This window comes from Rhizobium sp. RU33A (genome assembly GCF_900156055.1).
Lineage (GTDB): Bacteria > Pseudomonadota > Alphaproteobacteria > Rhizobiales > Rhizobiaceae > Allorhizobium.
In genome coordinates this window covers 928,801-946,644 of sequence record NZ_FTMQ01000001.1, presented here as the reverse complement: position 1 = coordinate 946,644, position 17,844 = coordinate 928,801, and the positions used below count along the sequence as shown (strand labels likewise).

General features: G+C 61.8%; 18 protein-coding genes and 1 pseudogene. 7 read left to right on the top strand and 12 right to left on the bottom strand.

Annotated features, from left to right (window positions below):
* Positions 1 to 73: 73 nt before the first annotated feature.
* Complete coding sequence (ileS, locus tag BW978_RS04570) at positions 74 to 2,980, bottom strand: isoleucine--tRNA ligase (RefSeq protein ID WP_076392595.1); 2,907 nt, start codon at positions 2,978 to 2,980, stop codon at positions 74 to 76.
* 317 nt (positions 2,981 to 3,297) lie between these two features.
* Here ileS and BW978_RS04565 point away from each other — a divergent pair, with 317 nt between their 5' ends.
* The 3 genes and pseudogenes from BW978_RS04565 to BW978_RS23740 all read left to right on the top strand — a co-directional run bounded on the left by BW978_RS04565 (position 3,298) and on the right by BW978_RS23740 (position 3,867).
* Complete coding sequence (locus BW978_RS04565; protein ID WP_076392593.1) at positions 3,298 to 3,582, top strand: YheU family protein; 285 nt, start codon at positions 3,298 to 3,300, stop codon at positions 3,580 to 3,582.
* A pseudogene (locus BW978_RS23745) lies at positions 3,579 to 3,677 on the top strand (type II toxin-antitoxin system mRNA interferase toxin, RelE/StbE family); the annotation flags it as partial. The gene BW978_RS04565 and the pseudogene BW978_RS23745, both read left to right, overlap by 4 nt.
* A gap of 25 nt (positions 3,678 to 3,702) precedes the next feature.
* A complete protein-coding gene (locus tag BW978_RS23740; RefSeq protein ID WP_244551883.1) occupies positions 3,703 to 3,867 on the top strand; it encodes a type II toxin-antitoxin system RelE/ParE family toxin in 165 nt (54 codons plus the stop codon).
* A 15-nt stretch (positions 3,868 to 3,882) separates the two neighbouring features.
* Here the strand turns inward: BW978_RS23740 and BW978_RS04555 are convergent, their stop codons facing one another.
* The 6 genes from BW978_RS04555 to chrA form a co-directional block, all read right to left on the bottom strand.
* On the bottom strand, positions 3,883 to 4,122 hold the full coding sequence (locus tag BW978_RS04555) for a BrnA antitoxin family protein (protein WP_076392591.1): 240 nt from the start codon (positions 4,120 to 4,122) through the stop codon (positions 3,883 to 3,885).
* 103 nt (positions 4,123 to 4,225) lie between these two features.
* A complete protein-coding gene (locus tag BW978_RS04550; RefSeq protein WP_076392589.1) occupies positions 4,226 to 4,669 on the bottom strand; it encodes a DUF6691 family protein in 444 nt (147 codons plus the stop codon).
* Positions 4,669 to 5,097 carry a YeeE/YedE family protein gene (locus BW978_RS04545; RefSeq protein ID WP_054148976.1) on the bottom strand — a complete coding sequence of 143 codons (429 nt, stop codon included), beginning with the start codon at positions 5,095 to 5,097 and terminating at the stop codon, positions 4,669 to 4,671. Before BW978_RS04545 ends, BW978_RS04550 begins: the two co-directional genes overlap by 1 nt.
* A 106-nt stretch (positions 5,098 to 5,203) precedes the next feature.
* A complete protein-coding gene (locus BW978_RS04540; protein WP_076392587.1) occupies positions 5,204 to 6,184 on the bottom strand; it encodes a bifunctional riboflavin kinase/FAD synthetase in 981 nt (326 codons plus the stop codon).
* Positions 6,185 to 6,197: 13 nt separating this feature from the next.
* Entirely contained in the window at positions 6,198 to 7,046 is an 849-nt protein-coding gene (locus BW978_RS04535) for a TIGR01459 family HAD-type hydrolase (protein WP_076392585.1), read from the bottom strand.
* Positions 7,047 to 7,155: 109 nt separating this feature from the next.
* Positions 7,156 to 8,511, bottom strand: a complete 1,356-nt coding sequence (gene chrA / locus BW978_RS04530) for a chromate efflux transporter (RefSeq protein WP_076392583.1) — start codon at positions 8,509 to 8,511, stop codon at positions 7,156 to 7,158.
* A 150-nt stretch (positions 8,512 to 8,661) separates the two neighbouring features.
* Between chrA and groES the strand changes: the two genes are divergently transcribed.
* From groES to BW978_RS04515, 3 genes are all read left to right on the top strand, one after another.
* Positions 8,662 to 8,958 (top strand): co-chaperone GroES, encoded by a 297-nt coding sequence (gene groES / locus BW978_RS04525; protein WP_076392581.1) that lies wholly within the window; start codon positions 8,662 to 8,664, stop codon positions 8,956 to 8,958.
* A gap of 68 nt (positions 8,959 to 9,026) precedes the next feature.
* Positions 9,027 to 10,667, top strand: a complete 1,641-nt coding sequence (groL, locus tag BW978_RS04520; protein ID WP_076392579.1) for a chaperonin GroEL — start codon at positions 9,027 to 9,029, stop codon at positions 10,665 to 10,667.
* Positions 10,668 to 11,462: 795 nt separating this feature from the next.
* Entirely contained in the window at positions 11,463 to 11,903 is a 441-nt protein-coding gene (locus BW978_RS04515) for a hypothetical protein (RefSeq protein ID WP_083697479.1), read from the top strand.
* A gap of 54 nt (positions 11,904 to 11,957) precedes the next feature.
* Here BW978_RS04515 and BW978_RS04510 read toward each other — a convergent pair whose 3' ends face one another.
* Positions 11,958 to 12,665 carry a glutathione binding-like protein gene (locus BW978_RS04510; protein ID WP_076392575.1) on the bottom strand — a complete coding sequence of 236 codons (708 nt, stop codon included), beginning with the start codon at positions 12,663 to 12,665 and terminating at the stop codon, positions 11,958 to 11,960.
* Between the two features lie 224 nt (positions 12,666 to 12,889).
* Here BW978_RS04510 and BW978_RS04505 point away from each other — a divergent pair, with 224 nt between their 5' ends.
* A complete protein-coding gene (locus tag BW978_RS04505; RefSeq protein WP_076392573.1) occupies positions 12,890 to 13,339 on the top strand; it encodes a DoxX family protein in 450 nt (149 codons plus the stop codon).
* A gap of 68 nt (positions 13,340 to 13,407) precedes the next feature.
* Here BW978_RS04505 and BW978_RS04500 read toward each other — a convergent pair whose 3' ends face one another.
* The 4 genes from BW978_RS04500 to BW978_RS04485 form a co-directional block, all read right to left on the bottom strand.
* Positions 13,408 to 14,007 (bottom strand): class I SAM-dependent DNA methyltransferase, encoded by a 600-nt coding sequence (locus tag BW978_RS04500; protein WP_076392571.1) that lies wholly within the window; start codon positions 14,005 to 14,007, stop codon positions 13,408 to 13,410.
* A 7-nt stretch (positions 14,008 to 14,014) separates the two neighbouring features.
* A complete protein-coding gene (gene hisG, locus BW978_RS04495) occupies positions 14,015 to 14,710 on the bottom strand; it encodes an ATP phosphoribosyltransferase (RefSeq protein ID WP_076392569.1) in 696 nt (231 codons plus the stop codon).
* Complete coding sequence (locus tag BW978_RS04490; RefSeq protein ID WP_076392567.1) at positions 14,707 to 15,828, bottom strand: ATP phosphoribosyltransferase regulatory subunit; 1,122 nt, start codon at positions 15,826 to 15,828, stop codon at positions 14,707 to 14,709. The genes hisG and BW978_RS04490 overlap by 4 nt, the downstream gene beginning before the upstream one ends.
* Positions 15,829 to 16,033: 205 nt before the next feature.
* Positions 16,034 to 17,695, bottom strand: a complete 1,662-nt coding sequence (locus BW978_RS04485) for a histidine--tRNA ligase (protein ID WP_076392565.1) — start codon at positions 17,693 to 17,695, stop codon at positions 16,034 to 16,036.
* Positions 17,696 to 17,844: the final 149 nt, after the last annotated feature.

Sequence of the window (17,844 nt, the reverse complement as noted above, 5' to 3'; positions counted from 1 at the left end):
GCCAATTTCAGGCAGTTTTACCGGATGACCCGCAAAAGCGCAAATCATCCGGTCACATTTCCTCAATCTGCCCTCATCCAGCCGCCTGAGCAAGCTCGCGCAGCGCCTGAGCATCGCGGGCCGAGACGTCAGGATAATCCAGATCGGAGCCCACATCCTTCGTGATCTTCCAGGAGCGGGCGCATTTCGTGCCCTCGGCGAGCTTCGGCTCGACGGCGACCTTGGTGCCATCGTCAAGACGGAAGGCTTCCGACGGCCCCTCACCTGCCACCACCTGGATATCCGAGGTGATGCAGATCTCGGCAAAGTCGAGACCGTCGAGCGCCTTCAGAAGCTCGGCATCTGCGACGTGAACAACCGGGGCTGCCTCCAGCGAGGAGCCGATGCGCTTTTCCTTGCGCTCGATTTCCAGCGCGCCTGTTACGGCACGACGAACGGCGCGAACGCCCTTCCACTTTTCGGCAACCGCCTCGTTCGACCAGTCAGCGGGGATCACCGGGAACTGTTCGAGGTGGACGGACTCAGCGTTCGGGTCACGCGACAGCCAGGCCTCCTCCGTCGTGAAGGGCATCATCGGCGCAAACCACAGGACCAGGCAGTCGAAGAGCTTGCGGATGACGAAGAGGGCCGAGCGGCGCTTCAGGCTCGACGGGGCGTCGCAATAGAGCGTGTCCTTGCGGATGTCGAAGTAGAAGGCCGAGAGCTCGACATTGGCGAAATCCGAGAGCGCGCGGACGATGCGCTTGAAGTCGAACTCATCGTAGCCCTTGCGGACGATCTGATCGAGCTCGGACAAGCGATGCAGCATCAGCTTTTCGAGTTCCGGCAGGTCTGCATAGGCGATCTCGTCGCCATGGTCATGGGCGAGCGTGCCGAGCATCCAACGAACCGTGTTTCGGATCTTGCGGTAGCTGTCGATATTGGTCTGGATGATCGTCTTGCCGAGGCGCTGGTCTTCCCAGTAGTCGGTGTTCATCACCCAGAGGCGCAGGATATCGGCGCCCGACTGGCTCATGACTTCCTGCGGCGTCACGGTGTTGCCGAGCGACTTCGACATCTTACGGCCGTCTTCCGCCATCGTGAACCCGTGGGTGACGACAGCGTTATAAGGCGCACGGCCACGGGTGGCGCAGCTTTCGAGCAGCGAGGAATGGAACCAGCCGCGATGCTGGTCGGAGCCTTCGAGATAGACGTCGGCCGGCCATTTCAGATCCGGGCGGTCTTCCAGCGTGAAGGTGTGGGTCGAGCCCGAGTCGAACCAGACGTCGAGGATGTCGGTGACCATCTGCCACTTGTCGCCGTCATGCTCGCCGGCGAGGAAACGCTCCTTGGCACCTTCGGCAAACCAGGCATCGGCACCCTCGACTTCGAAGGCTTCGAGGATGCGGGCGTTGACCTTCTCATCTTGCAGCACATTGCCTTCGGCATCAGCAAAGACGCAGATCGGGACGCCCCAGGCGCGCTGGCGGGACAGGACCCAATCCGGGCGCTGCTCGATCATGGCGCGCAAGCGGTTCTGGCCACCTGATGGCACGAAGCGGGTCTGGTCGATTGCCGAGAGCGCACGGGTGCGCAGCGTCGTGCCGTCGGCGAGGTCCTTGTCCATGTAGACGAACCACTGCGGCGTGTTGCGGAAGATGACCGGCTTCTTGGAGCGCCAGGAATGCGGGTATTCGTGCTTGATGCGGCCACGGGCGAAGAGGTTGTTGGCCTTGATCAAGGCATCCATGACGCGCTTGTTGGCGTCACCCTTCTTGCCGTTGTCGTCGAGCACGCGGGCGGCACCGCCTTCGGCCGAGGGGCCGAAACCGGGGGCGTCTTCCGTGTAGAAGCCGGCATCATCGACCGGGAACGGGATCTTCACGTCGATGCCACGGGCTTCGAGCTGGCGGACATTCGCCATCCAGGCTTCAAAGTCTTCGCGACCGTGCGACGGGGCGGTGTGGACGAAACCGGTACCGGCGTCGTCGGTGACATGGTCACCATCGAGCATGGGCACGGCGAAGGTGTAGCCGAGGTCGGCAAGCGGATGGGCGCAGGTGATAGCGCCGAGTTCGGCACCGGTCACGTCGCGGACGAGCTTAAACGTAACCTTGGCCTTGGTGGCTGCGTCTTCGGCCAGGCGCTTGGCGAAGATCAGCTTCTCGCCCGGCTGCGGGCCGAAGTCGTTGGTGGCTTCGGTGATCTCGTAGAGACCGTATTCGATCTTCGACGAATAGGAGATCGCGCGGTTGCCCGGGATAGTCCAGGGGGTGGTGGTCCAGATGACGACAGCAGCCGACTTCAGATCGGCGGCGCCCTCGACCACCGGGAACTTCACCCAGATCGTGTCGCTCTCGACTTCGGCATATTCCACTTCGGCTTCGGCCAGCGCCGTGCGCTCGACGACCGACCACATGATCGGCTTGGAGCCGCGATAGAGCTGGCCGGACATGGCGATCTTCAGGAGTTCGCCGGCGATGCGGGCTTCCGAGTGGAAGGCCATGGTCGTGTAGGGATTGTCGAAGTCGCCCTCGATGCCGAGACGGCGGAATTCGTCCGACTGGATGTTGATCCACCCTTGCGCAAACTCGCGGCATTCCTTGCGGAATTCGTTGACCGGGACTTCGTTTTTGTCCTTGCCCTTCTCGCGATACTTTTCCTCGATCTTCCACTCGATCGGCAGGCCATGGCAATCCCAGCCCGGCACGTAGTTGGAATCGAAGCCGCGCATCTGGAAGGAGCGGGTGATGACGTCCTTCAATACCTTGTTCAGCGCATGGCCGATATGGATGTTGCCGTTGGCATAGGGCGGGCCGTCATGCAGGACGAATTTTTCGCGGCCGGCTGCGGAGGCGCGCAGGCGCTTGTAGAGGCCCATCTCTTTCCACTTTGCCGCCATTTCCGGCTCCTTCTGGGGAAGGCCGGCGCGCATCGGGAATTCGGTCTCGGGCAGATAGAGGGTCTTGGAGTAGTCGATCTTCTCAGGGGTATCGGTCATGGATCAGCCATCGGATGGGGCGACCTCAAGCGGTCGCGGAATTATGTCATGGATTGGCGGCAAGCGGGCGCTAAGGCTTTCAGACCCAACGCCAAAAACCCGGACCTTCCCGCAGCTCTTCAAGCCGCCGGGAGGGCCGGGCCAATAATTCGAATGATCCGGGCCGCCGAAAGATACGTCATGGCCGCGTTCTTTAGGGGTTTTTCGCGCCAAAAGGAAGGGGCAAGATGGGCGAGATGGACAGGCAGATGGGACATGCCTAGACTGCGTTCATCACCCCATGTCAGCGGGCCACACAGGATCAGAGCGGAGACGGCATGACACGCAAAGCGCAGCTCCAGATCGACCTCGACGCCAAGCTCGCCGATGATTTTGCCGCGGCGGTCACATCCGCACAAACGTCAGAAAGCGAAGTCCTGCGCGAGATGGTGCAGGATTATGTCGAGCGGCAAAAGGTCGATAGCGGCTATCGTCAGTTTCTGGAGGCCAAGGTCGCGCGTGGCCGCGAGGACGTGGCTGCCGGAGAGGTCGTCGCGGCAGACGATGCCGAACAGATGTTTGCAGAGCGACGGGAGCTGGCTCTCAAAGCGAGCCGCTCATGATCGTTCGATGGACGCGCCAGGCCATTCGTGACCGCGCTTCCATCTTCGACTACCTCGTGGCGAAGAATCCGTTAGCCGCACTGTCCATCGACCACAGCTTCGAACAGGCCGCCATTCAGCTTGGCCAGTTTCCCCATTCCGGCAAAATCGGCCTGGTCCTTCGGCACCCGCGAACTTCTGCCGCATCCCAGCTACCGCCTCATCTATGAGGTGGCTAACGGCCAGCTCGCCATTCTCGCGATCGTCCATACCTCGCGGCAATGGCCACCGACCGACAGCGATTGACACAACCGCCGACTTTTACTCGCCGCCGTCTGCCTCGACGACCGTGCGCAGAGCGTCGTTGATGCGGTCCTGCCAGCCGGGGCCGTCCTTCTGGAAATGGGCGAGGACGGCGCTGTCGAGCTTGATCGAGACGAGTTCCTTGACGTCGGGTGCCGCGCGGCGTTCGACCACCGGGGCCGCCGGCTTCTTCACGGGCTTGAACAGGGCCTCGGCCGCATCCTTCGGGTTCACGGGTCTGCGTGGCGTCATGGCCATAGGATGCCTTTCGGGCTGTCTCAAGTGATTTGCTGGGCCGCACTAGGCGTCAATGCGGCCAAGGCGTCAAGCGGTGTTGGCCGGCCTTGCCACCGGGCACTGCTCAGCCTGACCGTGAAAGGTCGGCGAAGAAATCCGCCTTGGCGAGCCTTCGGGCGATCAGAACGCCGACAAGCAGGGCGGCCACAAAGATGGCTGCCGAGGCATGGCCGAGGCCGAGTGCGGGGATGGATGCTCCGGGGCAGAAGCCGGCAATGCCCCAGCCAATGCCGAAGACGGCCGAGCCGCCGATCAGCCGCGCATCGATCGCCTTTGCCTTGGGCAGGCGAAAGCTCTGGTCGAAGAGCGGCTTCTCGCGCATCCGGAAGAGGATCGCATAGCCGGGGGCGGCAACAGAGAGAGCACCGGCCATGACGAAGGCGAGGCTCGGGTCGAAGCTGCCAGCGAAGTCGAAGAAGTTCAGCACCTTGGCGGGGTTCGCCATGCCGGAAAGGGCGATGCCCGTTCCGAAGAGGGCACCGATGAGGAAGACCAGGAGCAAACGCATCAGATCGCGCCTCCAAAGACGTGACGGATGACGAAGACGGTGAGCACGGCGAATGCCATGAAGGTGGCGGTTGCTGCAATCGAGCGACGCGACAGGCGCGCCATGCCGCAAATGCCGTGGCCCGAGGTGCAGCCGGAGCCGAAGGTGACGCCGATGCCAGCAATCAGGCCGCCGATCACGAGAGCCGTGGTCGAAACCGGAACCGAATACTCGACCTCGTAACCGCCGAGCGTCAGGGCGAGCGGCGCAAGAATCGCCCCGGCGAGGAAGGCGGCCTTCCACGACCAGTCGGAACCGAGCGGCGGCAGGATGCCGCCGATGATGGCGGTCATGCCGGCAATCCGGCCCCAGGTGAGCATCAGGAGGAGCGCCGAGAGGCCGATCAGCAGGCCACCGGCAAAGGACATCAGGGGGGTGAATTCGGTCAAGACAAACTCCGGAATTGCCGTTTCAAGACGGGGCACCAATCACATAGGCGCATCCATATGTGAGGCAATGCCGGGCGGCAATTCAAATCGGCGAGACCGAGTTGCCTCAGAACGCGATGGCGGCGTCGAGGGCGCCAATTGGCTTGACGCCTGAGAGCAGTGCCCTCGCCTCGACCGCATCCTTGTGGATCTGCGCCACCAGCGGATCAAGCCCGTCAAACTTCCATTCGTCGCGCAGGAAGCCGAAGAGCGAGACCGAACAGATTTCCCCGTAGAGATCGCCGGAGAAATCGAAGACGAAGGTTTCGAGCCAGGGGTCACCATTGCTGGTGACGGTCGGGCGATAGCCGAAGCTTGCGACGCCATCACGGATGCTGCCATCGGGGCGGCGGAAGCGGACGGCATAGATGCCGGGCTTGAGCGTTGCTTCCGGCGGGAGGTGCATGTTGGCGGTCGGGAAACCCAGCGTCCGGCCAAGCTGCTGGCCCTTCATGATTTCCGCCTCGACCGTATAGCGATAGCCGAGGAGACCAGCGGCTTCCGAAACGTCGCCCTCGGCGATCAGGCCGCGGATGCGGCTCGAGGAAATGACTTCGGTTCCCTCGTCGCGGAAGGCATCCACAAGGCAGACACCAAAACCATGACGACTGCCGGCCTGCATGAGATAGGCGGGGCCGCCTTCCCTGCCCTTGCCGAAATGGAAATCGAAGCCGGTCACGACTTCCTTGGCGCCGAGCCAGTCGCCCAGGATCGACTGGACGAAATCCTCAGCCGAGCGCTGCGAGAACTCCCGGTCAAAGGGATATTCGATGACCGAATGGAAGCCCATGGCTTCCAGGATGCGGGCGCGAAGAGGTGGAGGCGTCAGACGGAAGACCGGCTTGTCGGGGTTGAAGACAGTGCGCGGATGCGGCTCGAAGGTGAGGACCAAGGCGGGAACGCCAAGCGCTTCCGCGCGCTCCAGCGCACGGCTCAAGACTGCCTGATGACCGCGATGCACGCCATCGAAATTGCCGATTGCGACCACGCCGCCGCGCAGGGGTGATGGCAGCGGTTCTTTCTTCTCATTGCGGTGAAAGACGGTCATCGCAGGTCCCGCCTCATGCCAGCCTGTGCATCCAGTATTGCGGCGCGACCTTCTCGCGGTCGAGGAAGAGCTTGAGCCTCGCCTCGTCGGTCACGTTGTTCGTCGCGTAGTCGGCGGCGTGAATGCCACCGGAGATGTAGAGGAGATCGAGGCCAGCATCGACGGCACCCTTGACGTCGGTCGGCATGCCGTCGCCGATGGCAAGCACACGGGACTTGTCGAACTCGCCGCGGGCTTCGCGGGCAGCCGCCAGCGTCGCTTCATAAATCGGGCTGTGCGGCTTGCCGGCAATGCGGGTCTCGCCGCCGAGTGCGGTGTAGAAGGCAGCGACTGCGCCAGCGCAAGGGATGATGCGGTGGCCACGCTCGACCACGAGATCCGGATTGGCGCAGATAAACGGCACCTTGCGGGCGACGAATGCGGTCAGCATGTCGCGGTAATCTTCCGGCGTCTCAACTTCATCGTCGAAGAAACCGGTACAGACGACGCAATCGGCTTCTTCCTTTGACACCACCTCGACGTCGAGACCGTCGAAGAGCGGCATGTCCCGCTCGGGGCCGAGCAGGAAAACCTTTTTCGGGCCGGCGGCAATCAGTGTTCGGGTCACGTCGCCCGAGGTGACGATGCGGTCATAGGCGGTATCCGGCACGCCGATGGCGCGCAACTGCGGGATGACGCCGATTGCCGGACGCGGCGAGTTGGTGATCAAGACCACCGTCAGGCCCTTTTCGCGCGCCGCCGTCAGCGCTTCGCCGGCGAGTGGGAAGGCATCGATGCCATTGTGCAGCACGCCCCAGACATCGCAGAGAATGACGTCATAGGAGCCGGTCACGTCGCCGAGGGTGGAAATGCTGCGGGTCATCGTCTGTCCTGACTGGTCAAAGTGTGACCGGTGACATGGCAAAGGACGGGCGGCAAGGCAAGAGGCAAGCGTGATAGAGATCGAAATTGCTCCGGCCGCCTACACCGTTTCAGAGCAGGAAACGCGCCGCGAGGCCAAGCGCCCCAGCGGCGATCAGCGTCTTGCCGATGCCAAGATGGAAGCGGAAGATCATCACGGCAGACAGGACGGCGATGACCAATGCCTGCCAATCAAGCGATGACCAGGTGGGATACGGCAGGGAGAGGGTGAGCGGGCCGAGCCTGGCGAGTACGACCGGCTCGACCTCCGTGAAGATCACGTGCAGCGCGAACCACACGGCCAGGTTCAGAATGACGCCGACCACAGCGGCGGTGATGGCGGAGAGCGCTGCGGTGAGGAGCCGGTTGCCGCGCAGCCGCTCGATATAGGGAGCGCCGGCGAAGATCCAGATGAAGCTCGGGATGAAGGTCGCCCAGGCGGCGATAACGCCACCGAGCAGCCCGCCGACAAGCGGGTCGAGCGCTCCACTCTGACGGAAGCCGGCGAGGAAGCCGACATAGGAGAGCACGAGTACCAGTGGCCCCGGTGTGGTTTCGGCCAGCGCCAGGCCATCGAGCATTTCACCGGGTTTGAGCCAGGCATAGTGATCGACGGCGACCTGAGCGACATAGGCGAGCACGGCATAGGCGCCGCCGAAGGTGACGAGCGCCATCTTCGAGAAGAAGCTCTGGATTTCGGGAAGTGCCGTTTCCGGCAGCAGCAGCCACAGAAGTGGCAGGGGTGCGAGCCAGACGGCGACCCAGAACAGCAGCGTTGCGAGTTGACTGAACAAAGGCGGACGGACGCCGACCTCCTGCGAGCTCTCTTCCGTCGAAGATGACGCGCCCCGCGCATGGAGCAGGCCGATCAGGGCAGCCGCAAGCACGACGATGGGGAACGGCACCGAGAAGAGGAAAAGGGCAAGGAATGCACCTGCGGCCAGCCGTCGGTGGAACCCGGTCTTCAGCGCCCGCTTGCCGATGCGGATGACGGCTTCCACGACGATTGCCAGCACTGCGGCCTTCAGGCCGAAGAACAGGCCGGCGACAAGGCTCGCCTCCTGATACAGCGCATAGAGCGTCGAGAGGCCGAGGATGACGGCGAGGCCTGGCAGAACGAAAAGAAGGCCGGCAACGATGCCGCCGCGCACGCCATGCAGTAGCCACCCGATGTAGGTCGCAAGCTGCTGGGCCTCTGGGCCGGGGAGCAGCATGCAGTAATTCAGGGCATGGAGATAACGGTCCTCGTCGATCCAGCGCTTTTCCTCGACGCAGACCTTGTGCATCAACGCAATCTGTGCCGCCGGGCCGCCAAAGGACATCAGGCCGATGCGCGCGAAGGCAGAGACGAGTTCTGAGAAAGAAGGAGAAAGTGGAGGATCGATGGCCGCACTGCGTGTGTGAATGTCGGTGGATTTCGCCGGCATGCACAATTCCTTTTTTCGTCGACGCGCTTGACTCGGTCGAGCGCTGTTCTTATCTCAACCTCGCTGGCACTCACCAAGGGCGAGTGCTAACAGTATCGATGCGGACCCACTCTGCGGTCCGCGAATGTCATTTGATCGAGGGATTAGACAATGGCAAGCACAACTTTCCGTCCGCTTCATGACCGCGTTGTAGTCAAGCGCGTTGAGTCCGAAGCCAAGACCAAGGGCGGCATCATCATTCCCGACACCGCCAAGGAAAAGCCGGCTGAAGGCGAAATCGTCGCCGTTGGCCCGGGCGCCCGCGACGAAAGCGGCAAGCAGATCGCTCTCGACGTCAAGGTCGGCGACCGCGTCCTGTTCGGCAAGTGGTCCGGCACCGAGGTCAAGCTCGACGGCGAAGACCTGCTGATCATGAAGGAAGCCGACATCATGGGCGTGATCGGCTGATTTAGCCGGATACACCTTCTTCCTTTTTAACCAATTCACCAATGGGCTAGATGCCCGGGAGTTTGAACATGGCTGCTAAAGAAATCAAGTTTGGCCGCACCGCGCGCGAAAAGATGCTGCATGGCGTCGACATCCTCGCTGACGCCGTGAAGGTAACGCTCGGCCCGAAGGGTCGTAACGTCATCATCGACAAGTCCTTCGGCGCACCGCGCATCACCAAGGACGGCGTATCGGTTGCCAAGGAAATCGAACTTGAAGACAAGTTCGAAAACATGGGCGCCCAGATGGTCCGCGAAGTTGCTTCGAAGACCAACGACATCGCCGGCGACGGCACCACGACCGCGACCGTTCTTGCTCAGGCCATCGTTCGCGAAGGCAACAAGGCTGTTGCTGCTGGCATGAACCCGATGGACCTGAAGCGCGGTATCGACCTCGCTGTTGCAGAAGTCGTCAAGGACCTGCAGGCCAAGGCAAAGAAGATCTCGACTTCGGAAGAAGTAGCCCAGGTCGGCACGATCTCGGCAAACGGCGATACCCAGGTTGGCCGTGATATCGCTGAAGCGATGCAGAAGGTTGGCAACGAGGGCGTCATCACCGTCGAAGAAGCCAAGACCGCTGAAACCGAACTCGAAGTCGTCGAAGGCATGCAGTTCGACCGCGGCTACCTGTCGCCTTACTTCGTGACCAACCCGGAAAAGATGGTCGCCGATCTCGACGACGCCTACATCCTGCTGCACGAAAAGAAGCTCTCGAACCTCCAGGCCATGCTGCCGGTGCTCGAAGCCGTCGTTCAGACCGGCAAGCCGCTCGTCATCATCGCTGAAGACGTCGAAGGCGAAGCTCTTGCTACGCTCGTCGTCAACAAGCTGCGTGGCGGCCTGAAGATCGCTGCCGTCAAGGCTCCGGGCTTCGGCGATCGCCGCAAGGCCATGCTGGAAGACATCGCCATCCTGTCGGGCGGCACTGTCATCTCGGAAGACCTCGGCATCAAGCTCGAGTCGGTCACGCTCGAAATGCTCGGCCGCGCCAAGAAGATCTCGATCACCAAGGAAAACACCACCATCGTTGATGGTGCTGGCCAGAAGTCCGACATCGAAGGCCGCGTTGCCCAGATCAAGGCGCAGATCGAAGAAACCACCTCTGACTACGACCGCGAAAAGCTGCAGGAACGTCTTGCCAAGCTCGCTGGCGGCGTCGCCGTGATCCGCGTTGGCGGCTCGACCGAGATCGAAGTCAAGGAACGCAAGGACCGCATCGACGACGCGCTGAACGCAACGCGCGCTGCTGTTCAGGAAGGCATCGTTCCTGGCGGTGGTACGGCTCTGCTGCGCTCCTCGACCAAGATCACGGTCAAGGGCGTCAACGACGACCAGGAAGCCGGCATCAACATCGTTCGCCGCGCCCTGCAGTCGCTGGTTCGCCAGATCGCCACCAACGCTGGTGACGAAGCTTCGATCATCGTCGGCAAGATCCTCGACAAGAACGAAGAGAACTACGGCTACAACGCCCAGACCGGCGAATTCGGCGACATGATCGCCATGGGTATCGTCGACCCGGTCAAGGTTGTCCGCACTGCCCTGCAGAACGCAGCTTCGGTTGCTTCGCTGCTGATCACCACCGAAGCCATGATCGCCGAACTTCCGAAGAAGGAATCGGCTGGCGGCATGCCTGGCGGCATGGGCGGCATGGGCGGCATGGACATGATGTAAGACCCATCGGGTCTTAGCATCGGGTCCATAAAAGCCGCCCATCCTCTAGAGTGGTTCAGCGCGTCAAGCGCGCTGAACGGGCGGCATGGACATGATGTAAGACCCATCGGGGTCTGACATCTGAGCCATCCGGTTCAGTCTTTCGGAAGGGCGGCCCTTGGGCCGCCCTTTTGCTTGAGTGCCAAGCAAGTGCCCAAAATTGGAGCCGCCACTATTGCCTCAGTGCGCTTGACACAAAACTCCCCCTTCCCTCATGTTGGGCGCAATCACTCGGAAGAAATGTCGCCTAACTGGAACGACGTTCCCTCCACAGCCTCTTATTTTATTTTATTCTAATATTTATCTATATTGCAAGGCGCAAGAGTTCTGTGCCCAAGTGAGACATGAGCCGTTTTCAGGCGAAATAAATCATGGTAACCATTCTACTAATTGTGGCGCACTCAACGTGTTCTTCTTTGACCTTCTTGTGGGAGAAGGTCGAAAACCTGGCGGGTGCAGCAAGCGTCGCCATGGTCAAAGACATTGCTGCTGTCGGATCAATATGCGGCGATTGACTTCGTCCAGGCCTGTCGGTCGCTTGGCTGCCGGATCTGGAATACGATGCTGTGCATGCTCGATCAGGGGCGAGTGCGCACGGTGATTGCGGTGGCCGTTTTCACCGCGCGATGACCTGAAGGGCGGGGATCGTTCTTTCGGGGGGTGCCGGCCGAGGCCGGATAGGGTTCGGCTGCGGGGTTCACATACTTCGGGCCGGGGAAATTGGGGCCATTGCTGGCTATCGACTTGGGGAACGCCTTGTTCAAAATAGCAAATGCCGATCTTGCGACCACCTTCAGGGTGAGCGAACAGGATGGAAACGGCCTGCTGGGGCAGCACGCCTGCCGCTTTGGGCTGTCAGAAGACTGGACCGGCGACCTGACCAACGGCCTGCTGAAACTCGGGAACCATGCACGCAGCCTGCATGGGCTCGAAAACCATGAATGTGGCCTGCTGACTGTGATGCGCTGCTATGATCAGGCGGATCGCGGACACATCCTGCGCCTGTTCGAACAGGCAGCCACGCAGCCGTCGCGCTTCTGCTATTCGACCACCATCGTGGCGGGCGCCCAGCACCGGCAACCGGTATTCTGCATCGGCGAATCCTCCGGCTTCGAAGGCAGCGGCGGCAACATGGTCGGGCTGTTCATCTTCCCGCGTTTCCAACTGCCAACGACCGCATCCGTCCTGCCGAGCTGAATACTCGCGGAGATAAGGGAGAGGGCACCGCGTCCGGTACCTTCTCTGATATGCTCAGTCGCGCGCCGGAATGTTCAGCCCTATCTGGCTCGCAGGACGGGCTTCGGCCCTCGACCACCAGTCGAGCACTTGCGGGAAGTCGGCGAGGCCAAGATCGGTTTCACCGGCGTAGAAGACCTTGAGCGCACGCACCCAGGGCCATGTGGCGATATCGGCGATGGTGTAGTCCTCGCCCGTCAGCCAAGCCCCCTTTTCGAGCTGGGCCTCCAGCACGCCCAGCAGGCGGCGGGTCTCGTCACGGTAGCGCTCCGCCGGATAAGGATTGTTCTTCACCTTGTCGGCAGCAAATTTGTAGAAGTGGCCATACTGGCCGAACATCGGGCCGACACCACCCATCTGGAACATCAACCATTGCAGAACCGTATAACGGGCCGCACCGTCCTTGGGCAGCAGCTTGCCGGTCTTGTCGGCGAGGTAGATCAGGATCGCACCGGACTCGAAGATGCCGATCGGCTTGCCGTCTGGGCCATTGGGGTCGATCAAAGCCGGTATGCGACCATTTGGATTCAGCGAGACGAATTCAGGGCTCTTCTGCGCGTTTGTGCCGAAATCCACCAGATGCGGTTCATAGGCAAGCCCAAGCTCCTCCAAAGCGATGGAGACCTTCACTCCGTTCGGCGTCGGCAGCGAATAGAGCTGGATGATGCCGGGATCGGCGGGCGGCCATTTGGCGGTGATGGGAAAGGTCGAGAGATCTGCCATGGGAAGGCTCCTTTGCACTTTTGCACAGGGGAAAGGTAGGGAGCGCAGGCAGCGGCGGAAAGGGCTCTTCAGCGAACGAGATTCGCTTTGTCGTTTCGTTTTTGTGAACAATCAGTCAAAGACTGTTAACCTATGCCCGTGGCAAAAAAACATGCATCTGAGGGGCAGTAACTGGAACCGCCAGGGCTTGGGGTTTCAGCATCAACGCTCAATGGAGTTCCCCCATGTCCGCCACCAATAACGGTCTTCTCGTTCTCGTTCGCATTCTCCTCTCCTTCATGTTCATCATGGCTGGCTACGGCAAGCTCGCCGACCCGGCTGGCACTGCCGGCATGATCTCCGGCGCTGGCCTGCCTGCCGCCGATCTGCTCGCCTATGCCGCCGGCCTCTATGAGCTGGTCGCCGGTCTCTTCATCCTCGTTGGTTTCCAGACCAAGGTCACTGCCTGGACCGTCGCGCTGTTCTGCGTGTTCACTGGTGTCGTCTTCCACACCGGCACCGTTGCCATCGAAGGCTGGCCGGAAGGTGCTCTCGGCTGGATCAACACGCTGAACCAGATCATGGTCATGAAGAACGTCACGCTGGCCGGCGGCTATATCGCTCTCGCCATCGTCGGAGCCGGCGCCTACTCGCTCGACGCCCGCCGCGGTTCGGCCCAGGCCGTCGCTGCCTGATATCCCTGCCCCACAAGGCAAAAAGAAACCCGCTGGAGCGATCCGGCGGGTTTTTTTCGTCTGTCGCCCTAGGTCTTCTGCGCCAGCCAAATCGTCGCGCCACCGCATTGGGGATCTTCGACCACATGCTGAAGTACGATGAAGCCGTTGTCGGCCAACAGGGACCGATACTCCTCAGGATCGAGGCTCGCATGATAGAGTGGCTCGCCCTCGAACTCGCCGATTGCCACAGCGGCTGCCGGTCCCGATGTGAACATCAGGGTGCCGCCGCTTGCGGCATGGGATGCGAAGCGCGGAAACATGGCCCGCTGGGCATCGGGCGTGAGATGGAAGAAGCTGTGCCAGGCGACGATTGCCTCGAATGTCCGACCGAGGGACAGATCCCGCATGTCACCGACATGAAAGTCGTGGCCCGGGAACCTCTCACGGCACAGGCGGATCAGGGGTTCGGAGACGTCGAGCCCGGTGACGACAAAGCCCCGATCAATCAAGTCCGCCGCGATGGGTTCACCGGAGCCACATCCGAGGTCGAGCACATGGGCACCGGGCTGCAATGGCGCGACTAGGAGGTCCAGCCAGGGACGCTCGAAGCCGTTCTTCCCCCGCACGCGATCAAAGGCCTCTGCATGCCGGGTATACAATCCTGGGATGGCATCCGCGTGTGACATGGGGCCCTCAGAGCACGCTGCGCACGGCCTCGATAATGCGGCCTATCATGGGATTGCCGTCATGCTCCGGCTTCCTCGCCCGCACGAGGCAGGCCTCAGAGCGCAGGATCACGCCATCCGACAGCACCTTCAGGTGGTTTGCCCTCAGCGTCGAGCCGGTCGAGGTGATGTCGACGATGATATCGGCCTGGCCGGCAGCAGGCGCGCCTTCGGTGGCGCCAAGGCTCTCGACGATGCGGTAAAGCTGGATGCCGTGTTGGCGCGAAAAGTGCTGCTGCGTCAGGCGCCAGTATTTGGTGGCGATCGCGAGGCGGCGACCATGGCGCGTGCGGAATTCGGCGGCGACATCGCCGAGATCGGCCATGGTGTCGACGTCGTACCAGACCTCGGGAACGGCAACGATGACATCGGCATGGCCGAAGCCGAGGCGGGCGGCGATCTCGACGCGGGCGTCGGCTTCCGCAAGACCTTCGCGGATCAGGTCTTCGCCGGTCACGCCGAAATCCACCGTGCCGTTGCCGATCTCGCGCGAGATCTCGGAGGCCGAGAGATAGGCAATCTCGACATCGTCGAAACCTTCGACGCGGCCGCGATAGGAGCGGTCATTGCCGACGGCGACGATCTTCATGCCGGCCTTTTCGAAGATGGCGGAGGCATCATCCTTCATGCGGCCCTTGGAAGGCAGACCGATGGTGATGGTCATGACGCGCTCCTTTCAGTTTCGATGCGATCCAGCCAGAGCGAGAAACCGACAGCCGGGATATGTGTCTCGGCGCCAAGCAGCGTCAGCAGCCGGTCGAAACGACCGCCACCGGCGAGGACTGCGGGCTTGCCCTTCACCGCCACCTCGAAGACGAGGCCAGTGTAGTAATCCAGCGGACGACCGAAGGCGGCGCGGTAGGTGATCAGGTCGAGATCGACGCCGGTGCTGGCAAGCGCTGCGACGCGCTCGTCGAAACGGGTGAGAGCTGATCCAAGCTTCAGGCCCGCCGCATCGGCAAAGCCGGCAAGGGCTGCCGAGGCATCGCCAAGCGGCAGCTCGAGCGAGAGGAATTCGCGCAGCAGCAGCAGGGCCGCACCATCGAGCCGCGTCTCCGAGAGCTCCAGCTTCTCCTTCAGGCGGCGGGCGATCTCGGCGGGCGTGCGGCTGGCATTGGTGAGATAGCCGGTTTCCTGCATGGTCGCATCGATATGGGCGATCAGGGCGTTCTGGTCGCCGCTTGCGAGCAAGGCGGAAACCTCTGGGTCCAGCCCTGGAACCGGCGTCGGGGTGGCCAGCCGGCGCAGGAGCTGGTCGATCTGATCGGGATTGCCAAAGGCCTGGATCAGGCGCTTCTGCCAGCCGGCCGGCAGGCCGAGAGCCTTGACCACGGCTTCGAACACGGACTGATCGCCGAGCGTGACCACCAGCGGCTTGGTCGGCAGCAGACGAGTGAGGATCGCGACGCTGTCTGAAATCGCGCGGGCATCCGAGGCGGCGACGGCGATGTCACCGAGGTCCTCGATGCCGGCCTGATAGAATTCCTGCGGGCCTTCGCGACGCTGGCGGAAGACTTCACCGAGATAGGCATAGCGCTTCGGCGTGCCGGTCGCGGTTTCGATGTGGCGCAGGCAGACGGGGATGGTGAATTCCGGGCGCAGGCAGAGGCTTTCGCCGCGCTCGTTTTCGGTTAGGAAGATGCGCCGACGCAGGTCTTCACCCGCCATATCGAGGAAGGGGGCGGCTGGCTGGATTACGGGCGTGTCGACGCGGGTCGTGCCGCGCGAGACGAATTCCTGCAGGATGGTGCCGGCGAAATCGGGCATGTCGGTCAGGGGCATGGGGTAGGTCCTGCGATTTCGAGAGAAGACCCCCTCTGGGCTGCCGCCCATCTCCCCCACAAGGGGGGAGAAGATTTGGGGCGGGCGCCCGTCTCAATAGCCACGCGCTGCGATGAGGCGCCCCCCGGCGCAGGCGACATGCGCCGACCGGCTCCCTCCCCCTTGTGGGGAGGGTTGGGGAGGGGAAAAGCCACCCGCTCAGACATCAAACGCCCTTCGCCCGACGACGATCTTCCGCCTGGGCAGCCAGGATTTCCTTGACCTTGGCCACCAGCTCGGCCTCGGCCACGACTTCCTGTGCCACACGAGCCTCGCGCCATTCGGCATTGTCGGTGATTTCGCCCGACAGCCGCTTGCCCTCGATCAGGTCCTTGATCTGCACGACGCCTTGAGCCCGCTCATCACCACCCTGAATGATCGCGATCGGCGCGCCACGGCGGTCGGCATATTTCAGCTGGTTGCCGAATTTCTTCCAGTTGCCCTGGTACATTTCGGCGCGGATGCCTTCCGCGCGCAAAGCCTGCGTGAAGCGCTGATAGCGGCCCATGCTTTCGACATCGCCATCCATGACGGTGACGAGGACGGGGCCAAGCACGTCGTCCTGACCGAGCTTGCCGAGATTCTTCAGCGCCGTCATCAGGCGCGAGACGCCGATCGAGAAGCCGGTGGCCGGAACCGGCTGGCCCATGAAGCGCGAGACGAGGCCATCATAACGCCCGCCGCCGCCGACCGAGCCGAAGACGACCTTTTCGCCCTTTTCGTTGGTGACGTCGAAGGTGAGTTCGGCTTCATAGACGGGGCCGGTGTAGTATTCGAGGCCGCGGACGCAGGATGGATCGATCTTGATGCGATCCTCGCCATAGCCAGCAGATCTGACGAGAGAGCTAATGTCGAAGACCTGAATAAGAGGCTGGAAATCAACTTGATTCCCGTCGATTGGGTCCGACAGCAAAATCATCAGAGGGAGCAGCCAGTCCACGGACCCAGACTGAACTTCTTCCTCGGAAAAAACAGGCTTTTCATCTCGCTTGAAGTCAGCGAAGAATTCCAAGCGTGATTTAGGCCAAGAGATCGTCTCCTGACCAATCTTAATCACCAAAGGCTGACTGTCACCGCTCACTACGGTCGGCGTTCCGAACAGCCTATACAAAGACCGTGCTTGATCCAGAGACAGACCTACGCCCTTGGTGACGTCTCCACTTTCATCTCGGCGTCCGGTCGTCAAAAGCTGAAAGACGCCGTCCCATCCGAATTTGTCGAATTTGTCTAAGCTGCGTAGGACATCAATTTTTTGGTCTTCGCGAATGCCACGTGCGTTCAAGACGGCATCGAGAAGCGCGCGGTTGTTGACCCGGATGACATAGTCGCCGCGCTTGATGCCGAGCGCTTCCAGCGTGTCGGCCATCATCATGCACATTTCGGCATCGGACTGGACGCCGGGTGCGCCGACGGTGTCGGCATCGAACTGCATGAACTGGCGGAAGCGGCCCGGGCCTGGCTTCTCGTTGCGGAACACATAGCCGGCGCGATAGGTGCGGAAGGGCAGCTGGATTTCCTGGAAGTTCTCCGCGACATGACGCGCCATGGGGGCGGTCAGGTCGTAGCGCAGCGACATCCACTGCTCGTCGTCGTCCTGCAGCGAGAAGACGCCTTCGTTCGGACGGTCGCTATCCGGCAGGAACTTGCCGAGTGCATCGGTATATTCGAAGAGCGGGGTCTCGATCGGGTCGAAGCCGTACCGCTCATAGACCTCGCGGATGGTCTCCATCATCTGGTTGGCAGCGCGGATATCGGCAGCCTCGCGATCGACGAAGCCGCGCGGCAGGCGGGCCTTCAGCTTCTGGGGCTTCTTGTTCTTATCGCTCATGATGACAACCGGAATTTCGTTTCAAAAAGGTGCCGGTGTCTTAGAGGATCAAGGATTTGGCGGCAAGGGCGAAGGCGGGTGGGGTGAAGCGGGGATGCTGGAAAATAGATGAGGGCAACATTATACCGGAGCCTCCTCGAAAGGTAAGA

Excerpts from the sequence above, each read along its gene's own strand:
- chrA (WP_076392583.1), bottom strand. The coding sequence starts at position 8,511 with ATGCCGGCGAAATCCACCGACATTCACACACGCAGTGCGGCCATCGAT.
- BW978_RS04490 (WP_076392567.1), bottom strand. The coding sequence starts at position 15,828 with ATGCCCCTGACCGACATGCCCGATTTCGCCGGCACCATCCTGCAGGAA.
- BW978_RS04565 (WP_076392593.1), top strand. The coding sequence starts at position 3,298 with ATGACACGCAAAGCGCAGCTCCAGATCGACCTCGACGCCAAGCTCGCC.
- ileS (WP_076392595.1), bottom strand. The coding sequence starts at position 2,980 with ATGACCGATACCCCTGAGAAGATCGACTACTCCAAGACCCTCTATCTG.
- BW978_RS04535 (WP_076392585.1), bottom strand. The coding sequence starts at position 7,046 with ATGACCCGCAGCATTTCCACCCTCGGCGACGTGACCGGCTCCTATGAC.
- BW978_RS04500 (WP_076392571.1), bottom strand. The coding sequence starts at position 14,007 with ATGTCACACGCGGATGCCATCCCAGGATTGTATACCCGGCATGCAGAG.
- BW978_RS04550 (WP_076392589.1), bottom strand. The coding sequence starts at position 4,669 with ATGCGTTTGCTCCTGGTCTTCCTCATCGGTGCCCTCTTCGGAACGGGC.
- BW978_RS04510 (WP_076392575.1), bottom strand. The coding sequence starts at position 12,665 with ATGGCAGATCTCTCGACCTTTCCCATCACCGCCAAATGGCCGCCCGCC.
- hisG (WP_076392569.1), bottom strand. The coding sequence starts at position 14,710 with ATGACCATCACCATCGGTCTGCCTTCCAAGGGCCGCATGAAGGATGAT.
- groES (WP_076392581.1), top strand. The coding sequence starts at position 8,662 with ATGGCAAGCACAACTTTCCGTCCGCTTCATGACCGCGTTGTAGTCAAG.
- groL (WP_076392579.1), top strand. The coding sequence starts at position 9,027 with ATGGCTGCTAAAGAAATCAAGTTTGGCCGCACCGCGCGCGAAAAGATG.
- BW978_RS04540 (WP_076392587.1), bottom strand. The coding sequence starts at position 6,184 with ATGACCGTCTTTCACCGCAATGAGAAGAAAGAACCGCTGCCATCACCC.
- BW978_RS04485 (WP_076392565.1), bottom strand. The coding sequence starts at position 17,695 with ATGAGCGATAAGAACAAGAAGCCCCAGAAGCTGAAGGCCCGCCTGCCG.
- BW978_RS04505 (WP_076392573.1), top strand. The coding sequence starts at position 12,890 with ATGTCCGCCACCAATAACGGTCTTCTCGTTCTCGTTCGCATTCTCCTC.
- BW978_RS04555 (WP_076392591.1), bottom strand. The coding sequence starts at position 4,122 with ATGGCCATGACGCCACGCAGACCCGTGAACCCGAAGGATGCGGCCGAG.